We start from the raw sequence: 15,831 nt of genomic DNA, 5'->3' as shown, positions 1-15,831 counted from the left end.
ATGCATTGTATTAAGGATAGAGTGGTCCCCATGTTTGGACCGTCATATCGCCCCTTGAAAGTCTTCTCTTTGGCTCTGGTAGCCTTGGTTTTTTACTCCTTTGCCCGTGCCGAGTTCCTTATTTGGAACTGGGCTTTGTTTAAAACCAAACCTTTCCTCGATATTTTGTGGTCTTTCGTGGTGGGACTGCGATTTGATATCGCCGGGGTTCTTTCGGTGTCAGCGCCGATTTTGCTACTCTCCTTCTTTCCTTGGCCCAAAAATGGGAATCGCGCTTGGATGTGGGTGACGGGGTTTTTTTTCTGTCTTTTACATGTCCCATTTTTGGTTCTGAATTTGGTGGATACCGAATTTATCAATTTTGTGGGCCGTCGTTTTTCTTATGACGGTCTTTTTATCGCCAATGAAGTGCCGGGTAAATTTTGGAACTTTGTGGCCAGTTACTGGCTGCTTTTTCTGATCAACACCTTGCTCGTGATCTTTTTTGTGATCACTGTCGTGGCAGTTCTGCGCCGCACGCCCAAAAATCTTTATTGGTTCAAAGAACTTTCTCCTGGCAAAAAAGTTAAAGCGGGGATGGGGCATGCTTTGATTTGTTTGGGCTGTATTGCTCTTGCCGTCATCGGAATTCGTGGAGGCCTACAGAAAAAACCGGTGAACTTTGTGAGTGCCAACGTCTTCACCGCCCCGTTATTAAATAACCTTGTTTTAAATTCGACATTCACGCTGATTAAAAGTTACGGAGCACAGACCTTAAAACAAGAAAAGTATTTCAGCGATAAAGAAGAAATGCTTTCTCTTTTAAATGGTTCTTTGGGGCCTTCCCATATGGAAGGCAAACGTCCGACCCAAAAACAAAACATCGTCATTATCATGCTAGAAAGTTTTGGCGAAGAGTATCTTGGGCCTCATAACGGCAAATCCTACACGCCGTTTTTAGATCGTCTTAGCCAGAACGCATTGGTTTTCCGAAATGGGTATGCTAACGGGCGAAGATCCATTGAAGGCGTGGGCGCGATCATGGGAGGCATTCCGGCATTGATGGCTGAGCCGTTTATTTCTTCGCACTTTACTTCGAATTATTTTTTAGGCCTCGGGACTTTGTTAGGACAACAGGGATATTCCACAAGTTTTTTTCACGGTGGACATAACGGCACGATGTATTTTGATTCCTTCATGCAAAGTGCGGGGGTGGAAAAGTATTACGGTGCTACGGAATATAACAATCCGGCCGACGATGACGGCGTCTGGGGAATTTGGGATGAGCCCTTTTTGCAGTGGATGGTTGCCAAGCTAGATAACCAACCGCAGCCGTTTATGACCTCGGTCTTTACGTTGACTTCGCATCAGCCGTATAAGATCCCGGCGCAGTACAGAGATAAATTCCCCGAAGGACCCATCGAGATTTTAAAGGCGATCGAATACACCGATTACTCTTTGCAAAAGTTCTTTGAATCCGCGCAAAAGAAATCTTGGTATCCAAACACTTTATTTGTAATCATGGCTGACCATACTTCGATTCATTACCGTAAAGAATATGAAAATGATATCGGCAGCTATCGCATCCCGTTTATTTTATATCACCCGACGATGACTTTACCGAAAGTTGATACCTCCATGGTCGTGCAACAAATCGATGTTCCACCCACGGTTTTAGATTTTTTAAATATCTCGCCCAAGGATAAAAATTATCTGGGCAGTTCCATCTTTGTAGAAGGTGATAAAGTCGCGGTGAACTTCATCGACGGTCGTTATTTGCTTTTTGCGCGCGATGCTTATATGCGCTGGACCCCGGGGCATGGGGAGCCGCAGATGTACGCCATCACGGACTTGGATTCTGAACGTGAACTGCAAGGGGAGCGTAAGGAGTTGCTGATTAGAAAGCTGAAAGCTCATATTCAATACTTCAACGAAGGCATGTGGGATAATAAACTTTATTATCCGGCAAAATAAGTCTAAGAAACTTTTTTAAGGAAAAGACTGCGCTGTAACATGGTCAAAGCCTGCACAATGTCGCCCTCACGATTTTGGGCAGTGTGCAGGAACTTCAGACCTAAAGTTAAAGACTGATCTTCATTGGGGCGAAGATTTTGCAATAAAGCCGTGATCAGAATGCTCTTTTGACCTTCAAGAACGATTTCACCAGCTAACTCCTGACCGACGTTTAAATCTAAATTCTGATCTTTGAGTAACACCGCACATCCTTCCGTGCTGATATCAATCAAGCGCATGGTCGTTTTCACGGGCTGGAGCCCTAAGGTTTTGACTCTAAAAAAACCGGGATGATTGGGGGGCAAGATATAGCGAAAATTCTTACGGCGTTGCAAGTGGAACAGGTTTAAAACTCCCAAAGATAAAACGTTGCCTTTAAGGCGTGCTTGCACCTCGGCCATGTATCTTTCGCCATTTGACGTGAAATTCATCATCAAATTGCAGGGCACATCTTCGATAAACACAGTGCCTTGGTACTGACACTTTACTTGCAGACTGGAATTAAGGCTCATGGGGATCAGTTCTAGGTCGGACTCATCAGGCATTCTGATGCTCACGGGGATCTGATCAGCCAATAATTTTTGCAGCAACATGTGCTGTTGCTCGCTGTTATTAATGGCTTTAAAGATCACCAGCGGTTGACTCACGCTTAAGCCGCCGCCGTTATTTTATGACCGCATTCGTGACAGAACTTCGCCGATGCTTGCAATTCTGCAGCACAAGCCGGGCAAGAAGGGCCGCCGGATTTTTTCTTTGGCTTTTCTTCTTTTTCATCCATATCGACGAAACCTTTTTCGTTCCATTTATCGATTTCACGAAGCATGCGCCAGCTTTGCGCGATCGAACGGAATTCTTTAAATTCAAATTGTAATAAAACTCCATTACCGACCGTACGACGTTTCATAAAAACGCCTTTTTGTTCTAAACGGGAAAAGTGATCGTTATTTAACTTAAAACCAATTTCGTTTTGGCAGTATTCACCGAATTTGGCAAAGTCTACGCCCACGACGCCGAAACGATCTGGGGTTTCGGTTTCCGTCAGTTTTAACAAACCATTAAGCATTTGTTGGCACAGTTCATCGACTTTCAGAATTTCTGAGCGGCCGCCTTTGAAATAATAATACTGATAGAATTCAAAAAAGCTTTCGACCAAACCTAAATCCAAGAAGTGAACTTTTTGGATTTCATCCGGTCCATCTGGATTGTCCGGAGATTTTCCCATTTCATACAAAGCCAGTTTTAGTTTTACCAAGATATTTACGGCTTGCTCCATGCGTTTGGGGGATTCGCCCATCACGCGTTGGCAATACTGTTTCATCATGCTCCAGTCAACAATCACACGACCGGCTTGGGATCTGTCGCCTTTGTGATTGGCGGTGTGAAAGACGGATCCGAAAGCTTTGGCGACTTGATCTTCGGGGCATGGGGAAGAGTCTTTTTCTAAGCGGCTTGAGCGAACATCATTCACGGCTAAGCGCAAACGATCGGCCAAAGACTTGATGATCACTTTCAGCATTTGCGGAGCGGCTTCATAATGTTGCTTTAGGGTATCAACGGGAATTTCTAAAACTTTAGTTTCAGCCGTGGCGATAGCTGACGTGGGATGCGTGGCTTGACCTAAGATGATTTGATCACCCAGGATGTGGGACGCGCCCAGTTGGAACAGGTCGATATTTTTTTTACCGCGGATCAAGCATTGATTGGCGCCCCCGGATTGGATCAGAAAAACCGACGTGATTTTGTCGCCATCCTTAAAGATCACTTCGCCTTTTTTGAACGTTTTTACCGACATAAGTTCCTGCTCCTTCAAAGAAATTCACAAATCTGTATCGGTTTTGTTAGGCCTTCTTTGAAGGCGAGGTCTGCCACGCGAAGGTCCAGATTTCCAGACCCGGAAATTACTCGCTTTCCAATGGATGAGTCATTCCGACTCATCGGCTGGAAACTATTATGAAAGGTCCTTTTAAACGGAGCTAAGAGTTCTAAGACGGAGATAGATACATTAAATGATCGCAACACCGCTATGGAGGGCTTATATCTTTCAAATTTTAACCGATCTTTTACACAAGTTTGAAAAAAGGAAGTCACAATATGAAACGTTTCGGTATCAAGTTTAAGTTGTTGTTGGCGTTCTCTCTTACTAGCTCTTTTTTACTGGTTGTAGGGGCGAGCTCTTATTATTTCTCTAACAAAGCCATTCAAGATTATGAGCAAATCTCTACGGGGAATGTGCCGAATCTTGCTGCTTTTATAACCATGAAAGAGCAGCGGGCGCGAATGGTCATACCGATCGCGTTGCTGATTGGTAGCGAAACGACCGAGGCGCAAGCTGCCAAAGCCAAAACGGATTTGGAAAAAGCAGAGCAACTTTTTAATCAGGCGGCAAAAGATTACGAAGCGACTCCTTTTGCTCCGGGTGAAGAGGATCTCTATAATATCTTTAAAAAGTCTTATGCGCACTTCACCGAACTGGCTTTAAAAATGATTCAACTGTCAGCGACGGGACAAAAGGCGGATCGAGATTTGCGAGACTCGATCTGGGATAAAGAATTTGCCGAGACCCGAAAACAAAATCTGGCGGATTTCGACAAGATGATCGAAGCCCAATTAAATCAGACCAAAGAGCGTATGGGCGACGCGAAGTCAGCGGCCACGATAATGTACAATAGCTTGGTGATCTCAATTGTTTTGGGCTTCCTCCTGTCCTTGGCGGTAGGATATTTTATCGCCAATTACCTCGCAAACCATATTCGCAACACTTCCCAAGAGTTACTCAAAGGAGTGGAACAAATTGCGGGGGCGTCAGGTCAGCTCTCTGAAGGCTCGCAGTTATTGGCCTCAGGCTCTGCCAGTTCCGCGGCTTCTTTGGAAGAGGGCGTGGCTACGATCGAAGAAATCTCTAGCATGGTGAAGTTAAACTCGGGGCATGCGCAAGAAGCGGCGTCCCTTTCACGGCAAGGAAGCGAAAAAGCGGAAATAGGCGTGCGCGAGGTGCTAAGTTTGGTAGAGAAAATGGGAGATATTCAGAAGTCTTCCCAAAAAATTGAAGAAATCATTGGGCTGATTGATGATATTGCGTTTCAGACCAATCTTTTAGCGTTGAACGCGGCAGTGGAAGCAGCTCGCGCCGGAGAGCAAGGAAAAGGTTTTGCGGTGGTGGCCGACGCCGTCCGAAATCTCGCGCAGAAAAGTGCGGCCTCCGCAAAAGAAATCGCAGATCTGATTAAAATCTCTGTAGAGCAGGTTTCCTCGGGAGTGGCGATTGCTCAAAGCAACAGCGAATCAATGAAAGACTTATTAACGGCGATCAAGAAAATATCAGACCTGAACCAAGAGATTTCGACGGCCAGTGTAGAACAGAGTAACGGCGTTAATCAGCTTTCGATCGCGCTTTCGTCTTTAGATAAAAACGTTCAAGGCAATGCAGCTTCGTCGGAAGAAATGGCGGCTTCCTCTGAAGAGCTTTCCGCGCAGGCTTCAAATATGCGAAAAGGCGTGCAAGGGCTGGTGAATTTGGTCGACGGGGAAGACGAGAAAAAAGCCGCCTAGATTTCAGGTTTGAAGAATTTTTGTGGGCGGCCGAAAACTCGACAAATCCATGAAGCCTGGGTATAAGGCTCCATGGATTATTTTTTCTCCCCGGCTTCCCCGGAACATCAAAAGCGCGAAAAGGCAAAAGCCCGTGAATTGCGGATGAGTCAGTGGTGGAAGCAAGAGTTGGGAAAAGGAATTTGCTATCATTGTGAGCAGAAGTTTAAACCTAGTGAGCTCACCATGGACCATTTGATCCCGATCGCTCGTGGTGGCAAATCTAATAAAAATAACTGTGTGACGTCTTGTAAGGACTGTAACACCAAAAAAGGCTATAAAACCCGGGCCGAAATGGCTTTGGAAGATCTAAAAACCCCCGAAAATGCGGTGTCTGACTGCAAAAAAGACCCCGAAAATGAGGGTTAAAACGCACGAAAAAGGTGGGTTTTTAATGCGTTTGAACCCCTCATTTTAAACCCGAGGTCTTTTGACATTTGGCGTTTCGCCATGCGGCGGAAGCCTTTAGTCTTGATTTGACCCCCCGCGTTCACGTTAACCTATCAAAGTTATTCATTAAAAATTAGCCAGGAAGGCGAATTTTCGCGAGGCCCCGAAGGGGGCGAGGGCTGGAGCCCTCGACAAAATTAGTTAACATCGTAAGGACACAGCGACCGTGAGTAAGATTACCAAAAGTAGTACCGCTGAATATTTTGCGAAGAACCTCCAGCAAGTAGGTTTCTCGTCCCCTTTAAAGGCCGTTTTAACGACCTTAAAAGAGGCCGTTGATAACTCTCTGGATGCGTGTGAAGCAGCGGGTATTCTTCCAGATCTTTTAGTTGAAATCTCTAAAGTGGGAACAGGCTCCACTAAAAATACGGACCTGATCAGAATCGTGGTTGAAGACAATGGCCCCGGCATTGAGGGTGAAGATTTAGCCAAAGTTTACGGGGAGTATTTAGCCTCCTCTAAGTTTGGCCGTGGGACGTGTTCTCGTGGTCAACAAGGTATCGGTATTTCCGCAGCCACGACTTGGGCGCAGATGACGAATGCCCGCGGGGTGAACGTTGTTTCTAAAACTAAAAAAATGCGTAAAGCCATCTCTGCACAAGTGGATGTGGACATTAAATCCAATACAGGGGTCTTGAAAAACAAAGAAACCTTCGATTGGGATCGTGAACATGGAACTCGTTGCGAATTCATTCTTGATGGACGTATTCAACTTAACGGTGACGGTGGATTAGTTACTTATTTAGAGGGAACTATTCTGGTAAATCCGCACATGACCATCACTTACAAATTGATGGAAAATGATTTTGTAACTGTAAATCGTGTCAGCACGGAGGTTCCTAAAGTTCCAGAGGCTTCGTTACCTCACCCACACACGTTTAAATTGGGTGAATTTATCACTCACGCAACTTTATTCGGTAAAACGACACTTTCGAAGTTCTTAAAAACAGGTTTCTCTCGTATCTCTGATCAATCAATCAGTGATTTCGTAAAAAAAGGTCTGCCAAAAAACCTTTTGGAAAAACCGATCACGTCATTGTCTGAAGAAGACTTCAAAAAAGTTTTCCAAGCGGTGCAAAACACAGATTTGATGTCGCCATCAACGAAGTCCGTTTTGACCGTTGGTGAAGAGGCTTTATCAAAATCAATCACGCGTTTAGGAGAAATCGACTTTTTTGCGGTGATGACTCGTAAACCAACTATTTGTGACTTTAAACCTGTCGTTGTCGAAGTGGCTTTGGCGCGTTTCAAAGATCGTAATCAAGATGCAGATTCTCCGGTGACTTTGCTTCGTTTTGCCAATCGTGTTCCGTTGCAGTTTGATAAGTCGGGCTGTGCGATCACGTGGGCGATTGAGTCTGTGAACTGGAAATCCTATGGGCTAGCGCAACCTAAAGACAGCTTGCCATCGGGCCCTTATATCTTTGCGGTTTCCATTGTCTCTCCGTTCATCAAATTTAAAAATGCTTCGAAAGAAACAATTGATGCTTCGGAAGAACTGGTTGCGGAAATCCGTTTAGCCCTGATCCAAGCTGGTCAAAAACTGTCTCGTCATATCAAAAAAGAAGTGAAAGAGGCGGATTTAGAAAGAAAATTAGCCCATATCGAGCAATTTGGTCCGATCTTGGTTGAAGGTTTGTCAAGAATCGTGAAGGCGCCTGAAGCTCGTAAGAAAAAAGCGGAAGAAGGATTAAGAAAACTTCTTGGACGTGATTCGGAAGATGCCATGGCGGATTTAGAAGCGGCAGAAATGAAGCTTTTAGAGCAGAAAAAACGCGAAAAGAAAAAGGGCATCGATCACGGTGATGAGGAAATTGATGTAATTTCTTCGGAAGATTTGGTTGAAGAAGCGTCTGAACCGCAAGGAACTAAAAAGACGACGGCGAAAGCAACCACGAAGAAAACTGTAGCTACTAAGAAAACAACTGGGAAAAAAGCGTAATGGCAAAACTACTTAGTATTCGTGAACTAAAAATTGATATCCCCAAAGAGGCCCGCATTTTGGCTGACAAGATGTTGAGAGACCTTGAAAACTCTAAACGTCCGGTTTTAGAAGCCGTTAAGACATCTTTGGATAACTCTATTTATAACTCCAAAGTAGGTTATCTGACTCCGGGTGATAAAGTTGTTCGCACCGAATTAAATGTTTCTTCTGTACAGAAATTAGCACGTGTGGTTTTCATGCTGGAAATCCTTTTGCGTAACATGGATATCGGTTCGGTGAATACCAAAAGGGAGCTGTACTACATCTGTAAAGGTCTAATTAAAGGCAACTCGCGTTTGAAGCCCTTGGATTTTGAAGACCAACCAGAGTCAGATGCGATCATCGATTTCATTGGTGACATGTTAGAAGTCTACCGTGAAGAGTTGAACTGTTTTGCCAATGAGCGTGGTGGACAGACATATTCTCAACAATTGATTGTTACCGAAACTATGCCTGATGGCGATAAAGCGGTGGTTGATCTTTCGACTTTGGGTACGGCGGCTTTTCAGCCAAAAAATAGACCTCAAGCTTTGCGTTTAAAAGCTAAGAAAAAAATCGATTTCTGCCTCATCGTAGAATCCGAAGGTACGGCGAATACTTTGGTGAGCATGGGCTTCACTAAACGTAACAACTGTATCTTGATGGGTGCCGGGGGCGTTCCTTCAAATGGTGTTCGCGGTTGGTGTAAATTGATCCAGCACGAACTGGATATTCCATTGTACTTCTTCGGGGATCTCGATGCGTACACCATGCAAAATATCTTCCGTACTTTGAAAGCGGGTTCTGCGGCTTCGTTAGTTCGTAATGCCGATTTCTCTGCACCGGAAGTAAAGTTCTTGGGCGTATTGCCAGAAGACGTAAAAAAATACGACCTTCCTCACTATAAAGTTAAAGAATCTGATCCAGCTGAAGCACGTGCTTTGAAAAAAGCGAAAGACGCTTTGGAAAACGATCCGTTCTTCTTAGATAAAAAGAATAAAAACTTGGCGGACATCTTGCGCTGGTTGATCAAAGAAAAGATTCGTTGCGAGCAGCAATCTTTCTTCTCGGTGGATCCGAACGATCCGATCAAGACCGAAAAATTGATCTTAGAAAAGATCAAACGCGGATCTTACGTCTAACGATAAAAAACCCGGGGAAACCCGGGTTTTTTATTTTCATCTCGCTTTCATTATGAGCCTATTAAGCAATAGGTTCGATTTAAAGGCCCTTTGGGGTGCTTGAGTTGAGTTTCACTTTCAGTTTCCGTATAACGGGCTTAAGAGCACCCCAATGACAAACACCTTTTCTATGAACATAAATAAGACCCTGATCGCTTCCACTTTGTTGCATGCCGGATTTTTTGCGGCGGCGGTTTTGTTTTCAGCAAAAGTGATTAAGCCGCTGCCCTTAGGGGTCGAGCTTGCTTACGATGCGGTTCCGTCAACTCCAAAATCGGTTCCAGCTTCATCCGCGTTGAAAAAAGTGACGTCCCCGGTGGTGATTGAAAAAGACGACATCACCACCAAAGCCAAAGAAGTCGTTCCTGTGGCGGTCGCGCCGCAAGCGGCTTCGTCCGTTGGAACCGTCGCCCAATCCGGAGCTCTTTCGGGTCGCGAAGGTGTGGCGACGGGTTCTGAAGTGTCACCGGAAGATCGTTATTTGTACGAGCTAAAAAAACTTTTAGAACGTCGTAAGAACTATCCCTTGATGGCGCGAAAAATGGGTCACACCGGCACCGTCACCATGCGCTTCACGCTGAAACCGGACGGAACATTGGCGGGCAGTGAGGTGGTCGGTAAAGCCCCCTATGAGTCTTTAAACCAAGCGGCCGTGACGTTAGTTGAAGGGATCAATGGGATGAAACCCTTCCCCCAAGAAATTCGTAAGGATTCTTGGAGCATCACGGTTCCTATTGAGTATACTTTGAAATAGTTTTTCCTAAGACCGTGGAAATAAAAAAAGCGAAGATCTTATCTTCGCTTTTTTTTATTTGTTAGTTGATGATCTTTTGAAAACCTTTGCAGTAATAAATAAAGAACGTCCGGGCATGAACTCCCTGGCGGAAGGTTTTCAGCTCTTCTTTTTCACATCCGCCATCCCAAGCGGCCCATTCGACGGGATTGGCTTCATACTTTTCAGTACTCACAAAGATCGCATCTTCGCCCTTAAGATTGTTCATCTCTTCCGGTGATTGAATCACGGTATAATGGCTGCGTGTGGTGCTTAGCATGTACACCTTTTGTTTCACGCCCCAAAAAGTTTGTGCGGTGGTTTCATAGCGATGAGCCGCGATGAAAGGCTTGCGCCCGCTTTCAGCGTGGATCTCGCGTTGACGGCGATTCACGTAACGACCTAGCTCTTCCCATCCCGTGAATTCGTTGGAGGGATCAAACTTAGTTTCCCAGTGGCCGTTCGGATTAATGAATTTATAAACTTTCGGAATCCACGGATAAGCAAACGGGGTGTAACAAATCAAAGCGAGCGGTATAAAGAAAGCTAAGATCCCACGGGTGAAAACCTTGCTGCGCGCTTTAATGACCTGGCGTTTGCCCCAAACCAAACCTTGTGACCAGATGGCACCAGCACCCATCAACAGCAACGTATAGGCCGCGCCCACCCAGTGAGGTTTATAGTCAGCAAAAAACGGTTGCGGGTAAAAGATCGCAATTGAAGGAAGCGTTAAGAAAAATAAAAATCTCCAACGCGCTTCTTTGATTTTAACGGCCGAAGTGATGAAGGCTAGGACAATCATCACGTACAAAAACGGCGTGGTGAAAAGAATTTGTGCCGCAAAATATGTCAGCCAACGGGTCATGCTAAACGAAAAGCCCGCATGGCGATCATGGAACTGGTACTTAAATCCCGGCCAGTCGTAAGCGATGTTCCACATAAAGACCGGTGTGGTGATCACGGTCGCTATTAAGAATCCCACCCATGGCCATGGTGTTAGTAAATCACGGCGCCGTGAAGGTGAGGCTAGCAAATACAAACCAAATCCTGGTGCTAGCAATGCGATGATGAACTTAGAATTAAGTCCTAGTCCCATAAGGACGCCAAGCCACAGCCAGGTTTTCTTGGTCGACCAGCGCTGGTCGTCTTCACGGGCTCCTTGCCAAAAGACGTAAGCGGCCGCCACCCAACAAAGCATGAACGGCGGTTCTGGAGAAGCGACGTAACCACCAAACCCCCAGAACGGCGACCACAATAAAATAAACCCCACGAAGATTGCGGCCCATTGGTCAAACAAATCACGTGTCAGTTTATAAAGCAGGATCACGGTGCCCACATAACACAAGAAGCCCGGCAGTCTTACGCCTAGGACTGTGTCACCAAAAAGAGACGTCGTTAGGGATTCAAGCCATGCGATCATCCCCGGATGATCGTAATAGGAAAGTTGTAAGGGTTTCGTCCATGACCAGTGAAAAGCTTCGTCGTCAATCAGGCCGATGCTTAAGGCGAAAGTGGCGCGAAAAACCAAGGTAAAAAGAAACAGCCACACTACTTTTTGCGAAAGACTTTGTTGCTTCCAAAATTCACGAATCATGATGGGCACCTCGGGAAAGAAAATAAATCAGGAATTGTCGTATTATTTCGAGGACCTGAAGGCAAACAATCCTGCCATGACAGAGCGTATAAAATGCGTGTTCATCAGAGCCACCCCGATCAGCGCTAGCAGGCAGCCGATACCCGTCGCCTGCAAGCGAATCAAGGGCGTGTGGAAGTCGCCATTTTGAATGCTGGGTAGATCTAAAAGTAAAAGCAGCATGATGGCAATCATGCCTGAGCCCCACCAGTAACTGCGCACCAGGGCCCATGGAGATATGAACGCCACGACGCCAATGATGGGAATGGCGGCCCACGGTGAATGCACGCTATAAATAATGCCTTCGGCGATGATCACGCCCAAAAGTGTGCCGATGAATCTTTGGATGCCTCGGTAAATGCTTTGTTTGGTATCAGGGCGAAGGATGATTAAGACGGTGCCCACGGCCCAATAGCCATGGGACATTTCTAGTTCTTGGACAACCAAGATGCTGACCAAAACGGTCGCGCAATAAATCACCGCAAATAAATGGCGATGTTTTTCACGGGTCAGGCTTTTTTTCAAAGTAGCGCGCAATCGCGCAAAAGGATTCGGAGTGTGTCGACGCAAAAACACAATGAGCAACAACAAGACGATCACGCAAATATAACCCATCAAGGCAAAGACAAAGACCTGTCCTAAATGAGGTTTAAGCCCCGGAGTGTAAGCGCCGGCGATCAACTGGAAAATACCAAAGAGAAGTCCGCGCTCAAGCTCGGCCCCTTCGCCGGACATCAGCGCCATCCAATAAACTAAAACTAAAAGCAGGGGGATAAAGATAAGCTCTTGTCCCTGAACCAGCACACCGACGCTAAGGCTGAATGCCATAAAAATAAAAGTTAAAGAGATCACGATCAGTCGATGAGCCAAAGTCCCTAAGTGATCATTCAGCACAAGTAAGAATCCGGTCAGCGCACCAAAAATTGAAATCGACAGCTGTTGGGTAAGAAGACCATAGATAAGGGGCAGGATCGTGGCACCACCGCAAACAATCATGCGGGTCCATGGCCACGGGGCGGGTGCGACTTTAAGAGCTTCCTGGAGATGATAGCGCAGTCCCATGAATCATCTCCAGGCAACTAGTTGCGTTTTTTTCGTGCTTGGTGACGGTGCTCTTCGTGCCAGTTTTTTCTTTCGGCCAAAGATTGCTCGCGTTCAGTTTTAACTTGCGGCAGTTGTTGGACGTGAGCTTTAAGCTGATTGTGCAGAGGCATGAGGTTCACCCCTGAAATCAAAAAGTTGCGGTACTGTTTGTTAAAGTTTTCTTCGCTTTGCGCAAATAGCAGGCGCTCGATTTCTGCCCGCGCAATACCGGCGTGACCTTCGGTGATAAAATCAAGTTCGGTCATGATATCGATGTCGGCCATCAACGACGTCAGTTCTCTTAACCACGCATAGCGTTCTGATCCCATCAGAACTTGGAACCATTCCGTGGGAGCGGACTCATAACCATTTTCAGCGTCGTATTGATCTTTGAGTGAACTTAATAATTCTTTTTGCAAACCCCAAAGGGCATGACGAACTTCAAGACTTTTTGCGGCGTGGGGGCTCTTCGACATGTGCGACTCCTACCCTCTGGAATATACGATAAAAAAATCGTGGAGGCATCTAAAGCCCGCTTAATGACGCGTCTGATTGTAGCTATTGATTTCGGCCAATAGGGCCTGTTTACGTATGGGTTTTGTCAAATGGCGCTCACATCCAGCGTCTAAACTGCGTTGAATTTCATTCTTCAATGCATAGGCTGTCAACGCCCAGATGTGGGCAGGCTTGCGACGGTTTTGCGCTTCGAATTCTCGAAGCTTTCGCACGGTTGTAAATCCATCCATGCCGGGCATTTGCATGTCCATCAAGATGATGTCGAATTCTTGGCGTCGGTAAATATCCAAGGCCTCCATGCCATTGTCCGCTTCCATGATATGATGAGGGGTTCCTTGAAGGTAAGCTCGCAGCAACATGCGATTATCATCAGCATCATCGACAATCAAAATTCTTAACGCCAGTTTCGGGGCGGAGGGGTCCGATTTTTTTACCTGTACTTTTTGATGGGCGGGTCGCACATACGGCAAGGTTAAGGTGAACCGGAAGGTGCTGCCCACGCCGACTTCACTGTCTAAGGAAATATGTCCATTCATCATCTCCGTCAGACGTTTGCTAATGGAAAGGCCTAAGCCCGTGCCTCCGAACTTGCGTGTGATGGTCGAGTCTGCTTGGGTGAACGGCTTAAATAAAATTGACAGGACATCGGGAGCGATGCCAATCCCGCTGTCTTGAACTTCAAATAAAATATTACCAGGTACGGTGTCGTCCGCAAATGCCGAAACACGAATTTCGATAAAACCTTTTTCAGTAAATTTTAAAGCGTTGCTGACCAAGTTAGAAAGAATTTGCCGCGTGCGTGTCGGATCACCTAAATAAATATTTTTGACCTCGTCGTTGATGTGAAGTTTTAAGTCAACGCCTTTTTCCGTGGCCTTAGGCAAGAACATTTCATAAACCTCGGTGACGACTTCGGGCAGATCCAGGGCGCATTTTTCTAAGGTGATCAGGCCGGATTCAATTTTTGAAATATCTAAAATATCGTTGATGATATTTAAAAGATTGTCGCCAGCTTTGCGTGAAATCTCAAGATAGTGGCGTTGGTGATCTCGCAAGGGGGCTTCCTCTAAAAGGTCGGCCATGCCAATGATCACGTTTAACGGCGTGCGAATTTCGTGGCTCATATTTGCCAGAAATTCGGATTTAGTTTTCGAAGCTCTTTCGAGTTGCATATTTAAATCGCGCAGGTGCTCGGTTTTTTGTTCCACCAAAGCTTGGGTGGTGATGATGCGATTGGCAGTGGTTAGAAGCAAAGCGCACGTCAAATACGCAAAAATTAAAGAAATAAAAAGAACGACCACCGTGTTCATCATCGAACTTGGCTTTAATGAAGGATCTTGTTCGATTTCAAACTGCCACAGCCGATCGCCCACGGGCAAAATCTTCACCCAGCGTAAGGAGCCTTTAAAAAAAGGCTCGTCTTTTCCATTTTTCCAGCTCGAGATAATTTCTAAAGGCCTTTGCGGTAAGGTCACATCCTGAACGCGCATTCGATATGAACCGTCATCGTTATAGGCCATAAGGGCACTTAAAATCTTTTTGGGGTTTATAACTTCAACCAATAGGCCTAGCGGATGGGCTACGGCCAAAGCTAACGAAACTTTTTCATCTTCTTCAATGGTCAATGGCGAAGTGCCGGTTATTTTTTTTGAGCGCAAAGTTTTAAGCATCAGATTTTTATATTCAAGATGCCGCCCTAAATCTGTGCCCACCAGGTGTGAGTTTTGGTCCAGGGGTTCGGCATATAAGACTTTAAACGTGTAGGTACTTTCAGATATTAGCGGGATCCATAGCAACGCTTCGATCCCCGAAGAGCGAGTTAAAAGATGATAACTGAAGTTTTTAAATTCGTCCCGACTGACATTGGCAGAGTTGTCGAAGAAGCTTTGCAAAGTCCCCAATAAAGCCTGAAAAGAATGAAGGTCTTTTTCTAAGAGATCGAAAGAAAGTTCGGCTTGGCGCTGAAAGTCTTCTTTGAGCTGCTTGTTTTCGACTTTGTTGATGTACTGCAAAGCAAAGAACACCAGCAGCATGCATATTGCTAACGGAGCAAGAACTTTGGTGATGGAACCCATCCAGTAACGGCGTGACTTGGAGGAAAATACCAAAGCCAGCGGGGAAAATATAATGGCGCCCGTCGCATCCCCAATAAACCAATGGAGCCAATTTAGGAAAAAGGACTCTGGATGAACTCGTCCCACGTAATACAACAACGAAACACACCACGTGCTTGAAATAAATCCGGTCAAGGGGCCGCAGATAAAAAGAAAAAGCAGGATGTCTTTTTCTAAGTAAAACGACTTAGGATATTGTAAAAAACGTCGAACGAAAAAAACCGCTCCTAGGATACCAAACAAACTGCCGAAGGCCAACCCCAAGGACGTCGCAAATCCTAAGGATCCAGTGGTGGTCATGTTGATGGCAAGCGCTCCAAGTAAACAACCCAACCCCCGATTGGTGCCAAAAATCAATAAAGCAGCGATGCCCAGGCCGGTGGGAGGCCAGATGGGTGTGGCATACCCGGGTTCGATCGCTAATAAAAGCGCGAGCTTTCCTACGATGAAATAGATCAAAGCAAACAGGGCAACCTGAAGCATCCAAGACCGAGTTATGGTTTGAGTCATAAACCAAGATCGTATCGCAAAATCCGGCG

General features: G+C 45.7%; 12 protein-coding genes. 6 read left to right on the top strand and 6 right to left on the bottom strand.

The genetic code is table 11. The features are described 5' to 3' along the window. Positions 1 to 30: 30 nt before the first annotated feature. Complete coding sequence (locus AZI86_RS01570; protein WP_061833334.1) at positions 31 to 1,953, top strand: LTA synthase family protein; 1,923 nt, start codon at positions 31 to 33, stop codon at positions 1,951 to 1,953. A gap of 2 nt (positions 1,954 to 1,955) precedes the next feature. Here AZI86_RS01570 and AZI86_RS01565 read toward each other — a convergent pair whose 3' ends face one another. Together AZI86_RS01565 and AZI86_RS01560 are read right to left on the bottom strand one after the other, a co-directional pair. Next, positions 1,956 to 2,639 carry a PilZ domain-containing protein gene (locus AZI86_RS01565; protein ID WP_061833333.1) on the bottom strand — a complete coding sequence of 228 codons (684 nt, stop codon included), beginning with the start codon at positions 2,637 to 2,639 and terminating at the stop codon, positions 1,956 to 1,958. A gap of 2 nt (positions 2,640 to 2,641) precedes the next feature. Continuing rightward, positions 2,642 to 3,784, bottom strand: a complete 1,143-nt coding sequence (locus AZI86_RS01560; protein ID WP_061833332.1) for a cyclic nucleotide-binding domain-containing protein — start codon at positions 3,782 to 3,784, stop codon at positions 2,642 to 2,644. A 299-nt stretch (positions 3,785 to 4,083) separates the two neighbouring features. Here AZI86_RS01560 and AZI86_RS01555 point away from each other — a divergent pair, with 299 nt between their 5' ends. The 5 genes from AZI86_RS01555 (at position 4,084) to AZI86_RS01535 (ending at position 9,928) form a co-directional block, all read left to right on the top strand. Next, positions 4,084 to 5,541, top strand: coding sequence for a HAMP domain-containing methyl-accepting chemotaxis protein (locus AZI86_RS01555; protein WP_061833331.1), 1,458 nt, complete (start codon positions 4,084 to 4,086; stop codon positions 5,539 to 5,541). Positions 5,542 to 5,613: 72 nt separating this feature from the next. Then, positions 5,614 to 5,949, top strand: coding sequence for an HNH endonuclease (locus AZI86_RS01550; RefSeq protein WP_061833330.1), 336 nt, complete (start codon positions 5,614 to 5,616; stop codon positions 5,947 to 5,949). Between the two features lie 247 nt (positions 5,950 to 6,196). Continuing rightward, the gene (locus AZI86_RS01545; protein ID WP_061833329.1) at positions 6,197 to 7,972 is read left to right on the top strand and encodes a DNA topoisomerase VI subunit B; all 1,776 of its coding nucleotides are present in this window, start codon (positions 6,197 to 6,199) and stop codon (positions 7,970 to 7,972) included. After that, a complete protein-coding gene (locus AZI86_RS01540) occupies positions 7,972 to 9,135 on the top strand; it encodes a DNA topoisomerase VI (protein ID WP_061833328.1) in 1,164 nt (387 codons plus the stop codon). Before AZI86_RS01545 ends, AZI86_RS01540 begins: the two co-directional genes overlap by 1 nt. A gap of 169 nt (positions 9,136 to 9,304) precedes the next feature. Then, positions 9,305 to 9,928: an energy transducer TonB gene (locus AZI86_RS01535; protein WP_253715570.1), complete on the top strand. Its 624-nt coding sequence runs from the start codon at positions 9,305 to 9,307 to the stop codon at positions 9,926 to 9,928. A gap of 61 nt (positions 9,929 to 9,989) precedes the next feature. Here AZI86_RS01535 and AZI86_RS01530 read toward each other — a convergent pair whose 3' ends face one another. The 4 genes from AZI86_RS01530 to AZI86_RS01515 are packed head-to-tail and all read right to left on the bottom strand — an operon-like array spanning position 9,990 to position 15,802. Continuing rightward, positions 9,990 to 11,540 carry an ArnT family glycosyltransferase gene (locus AZI86_RS01530; RefSeq protein WP_061833326.1) on the bottom strand — a complete coding sequence of 517 codons (1,551 nt, stop codon included), beginning with the start codon at positions 11,538 to 11,540 and terminating at the stop codon, positions 9,990 to 9,992. A gap of 42 nt (positions 11,541 to 11,582) precedes the next feature. Next, positions 11,583 to 12,641, bottom strand: coding sequence for an FUSC family protein (locus tag AZI86_RS01525; RefSeq protein ID WP_061833325.1), 1,059 nt, complete (start codon positions 12,639 to 12,641; stop codon positions 11,583 to 11,585). 17 nt (positions 12,642 to 12,658) lie between these two features. Continuing rightward, positions 12,659 to 13,138, bottom strand: a complete 480-nt coding sequence (locus tag AZI86_RS01520; protein ID WP_061833324.1) for a hypothetical protein — start codon at positions 13,136 to 13,138, stop codon at positions 12,659 to 12,661. Positions 13,139 to 13,198: 60 nt separating this feature from the next. Then, entirely contained in the window at positions 13,199 to 15,802 is a 2,604-nt protein-coding gene (locus tag AZI86_RS01515; RefSeq protein WP_061833323.1) for an ATP-binding protein, read from the bottom strand. Between the last annotated feature and the right edge of the window lie 29 nt (positions 15,803 to 15,831).

Origin of the sequence: Bdellovibrio bacteriovorus, assembly GCF_001592735.1 — a bacterium.
GTDB classification, from domain to species: Bacteria; Bdellovibrionota; Bdellovibrionia; order Bdellovibrionales; family Bdellovibrionaceae; genus Bdellovibrio; species Bdellovibrio bacteriovorus_D.
Note: the sequence above shows the minus strand (reverse complement) of the source record. Positions and strands in the feature narration are given on the sequence as shown.

Excerpts from the sequence above, each read along its gene's own strand:
- AZI86_RS01570 (WP_061833334.1), top strand. The coding sequence starts at position 31 with ATGTTTGGACCGTCATATCGCCCCTTGAAAGTCTTCTCTTTGGCTCTG.
- AZI86_RS01560 (WP_061833332.1), bottom strand. The coding sequence starts at position 3,784 with ATGTCGGTAAAAACGTTCAAAAAAGGCGAAGTGATCTTTAAGGATGGC.
- AZI86_RS01555 (WP_061833331.1), top strand. The coding sequence starts at position 4,084 with ATGAAACGTTTCGGTATCAAGTTTAAGTTGTTGTTGGCGTTCTCTCTT.
- AZI86_RS01550 (WP_061833330.1), top strand. The coding sequence starts at position 5,614 with ATGGATTATTTTTTCTCCCCGGCTTCCCCGGAACATCAAAAGCGCGAA.
- AZI86_RS01540 (WP_061833328.1), top strand. The coding sequence starts at position 7,972 with ATGGCAAAACTACTTAGTATTCGTGAACTAAAAATTGATATCCCCAAA.
- AZI86_RS01535 (WP_253715570.1), top strand. The coding sequence starts at position 9,305 with ATGAACATAAATAAGACCCTGATCGCTTCCACTTTGTTGCATGCCGGA.
- AZI86_RS01530 (WP_061833326.1), bottom strand. The coding sequence starts at position 11,540 with ATGATTCGTGAATTTTGGAAGCAACAAAGTCTTTCGCAAAAAGTAGTG.
- AZI86_RS01525 (WP_061833325.1), bottom strand. The coding sequence starts at position 12,641 with ATGGGACTGCGCTATCATCTCCAGGAAGCTCTTAAAGTCGCACCCGCC.
- AZI86_RS01520 (WP_061833324.1), bottom strand. The coding sequence starts at position 13,138 with ATGTCGAAGAGCCCCCACGCCGCAAAAAGTCTTGAAGTTCGTCATGCC.
- AZI86_RS01515 (WP_061833323.1), bottom strand. The coding sequence starts at position 15,802 with ATGACTCAAACCATAACTCGGTCTTGGATGCTTCAGGTTGCCCTGTTT.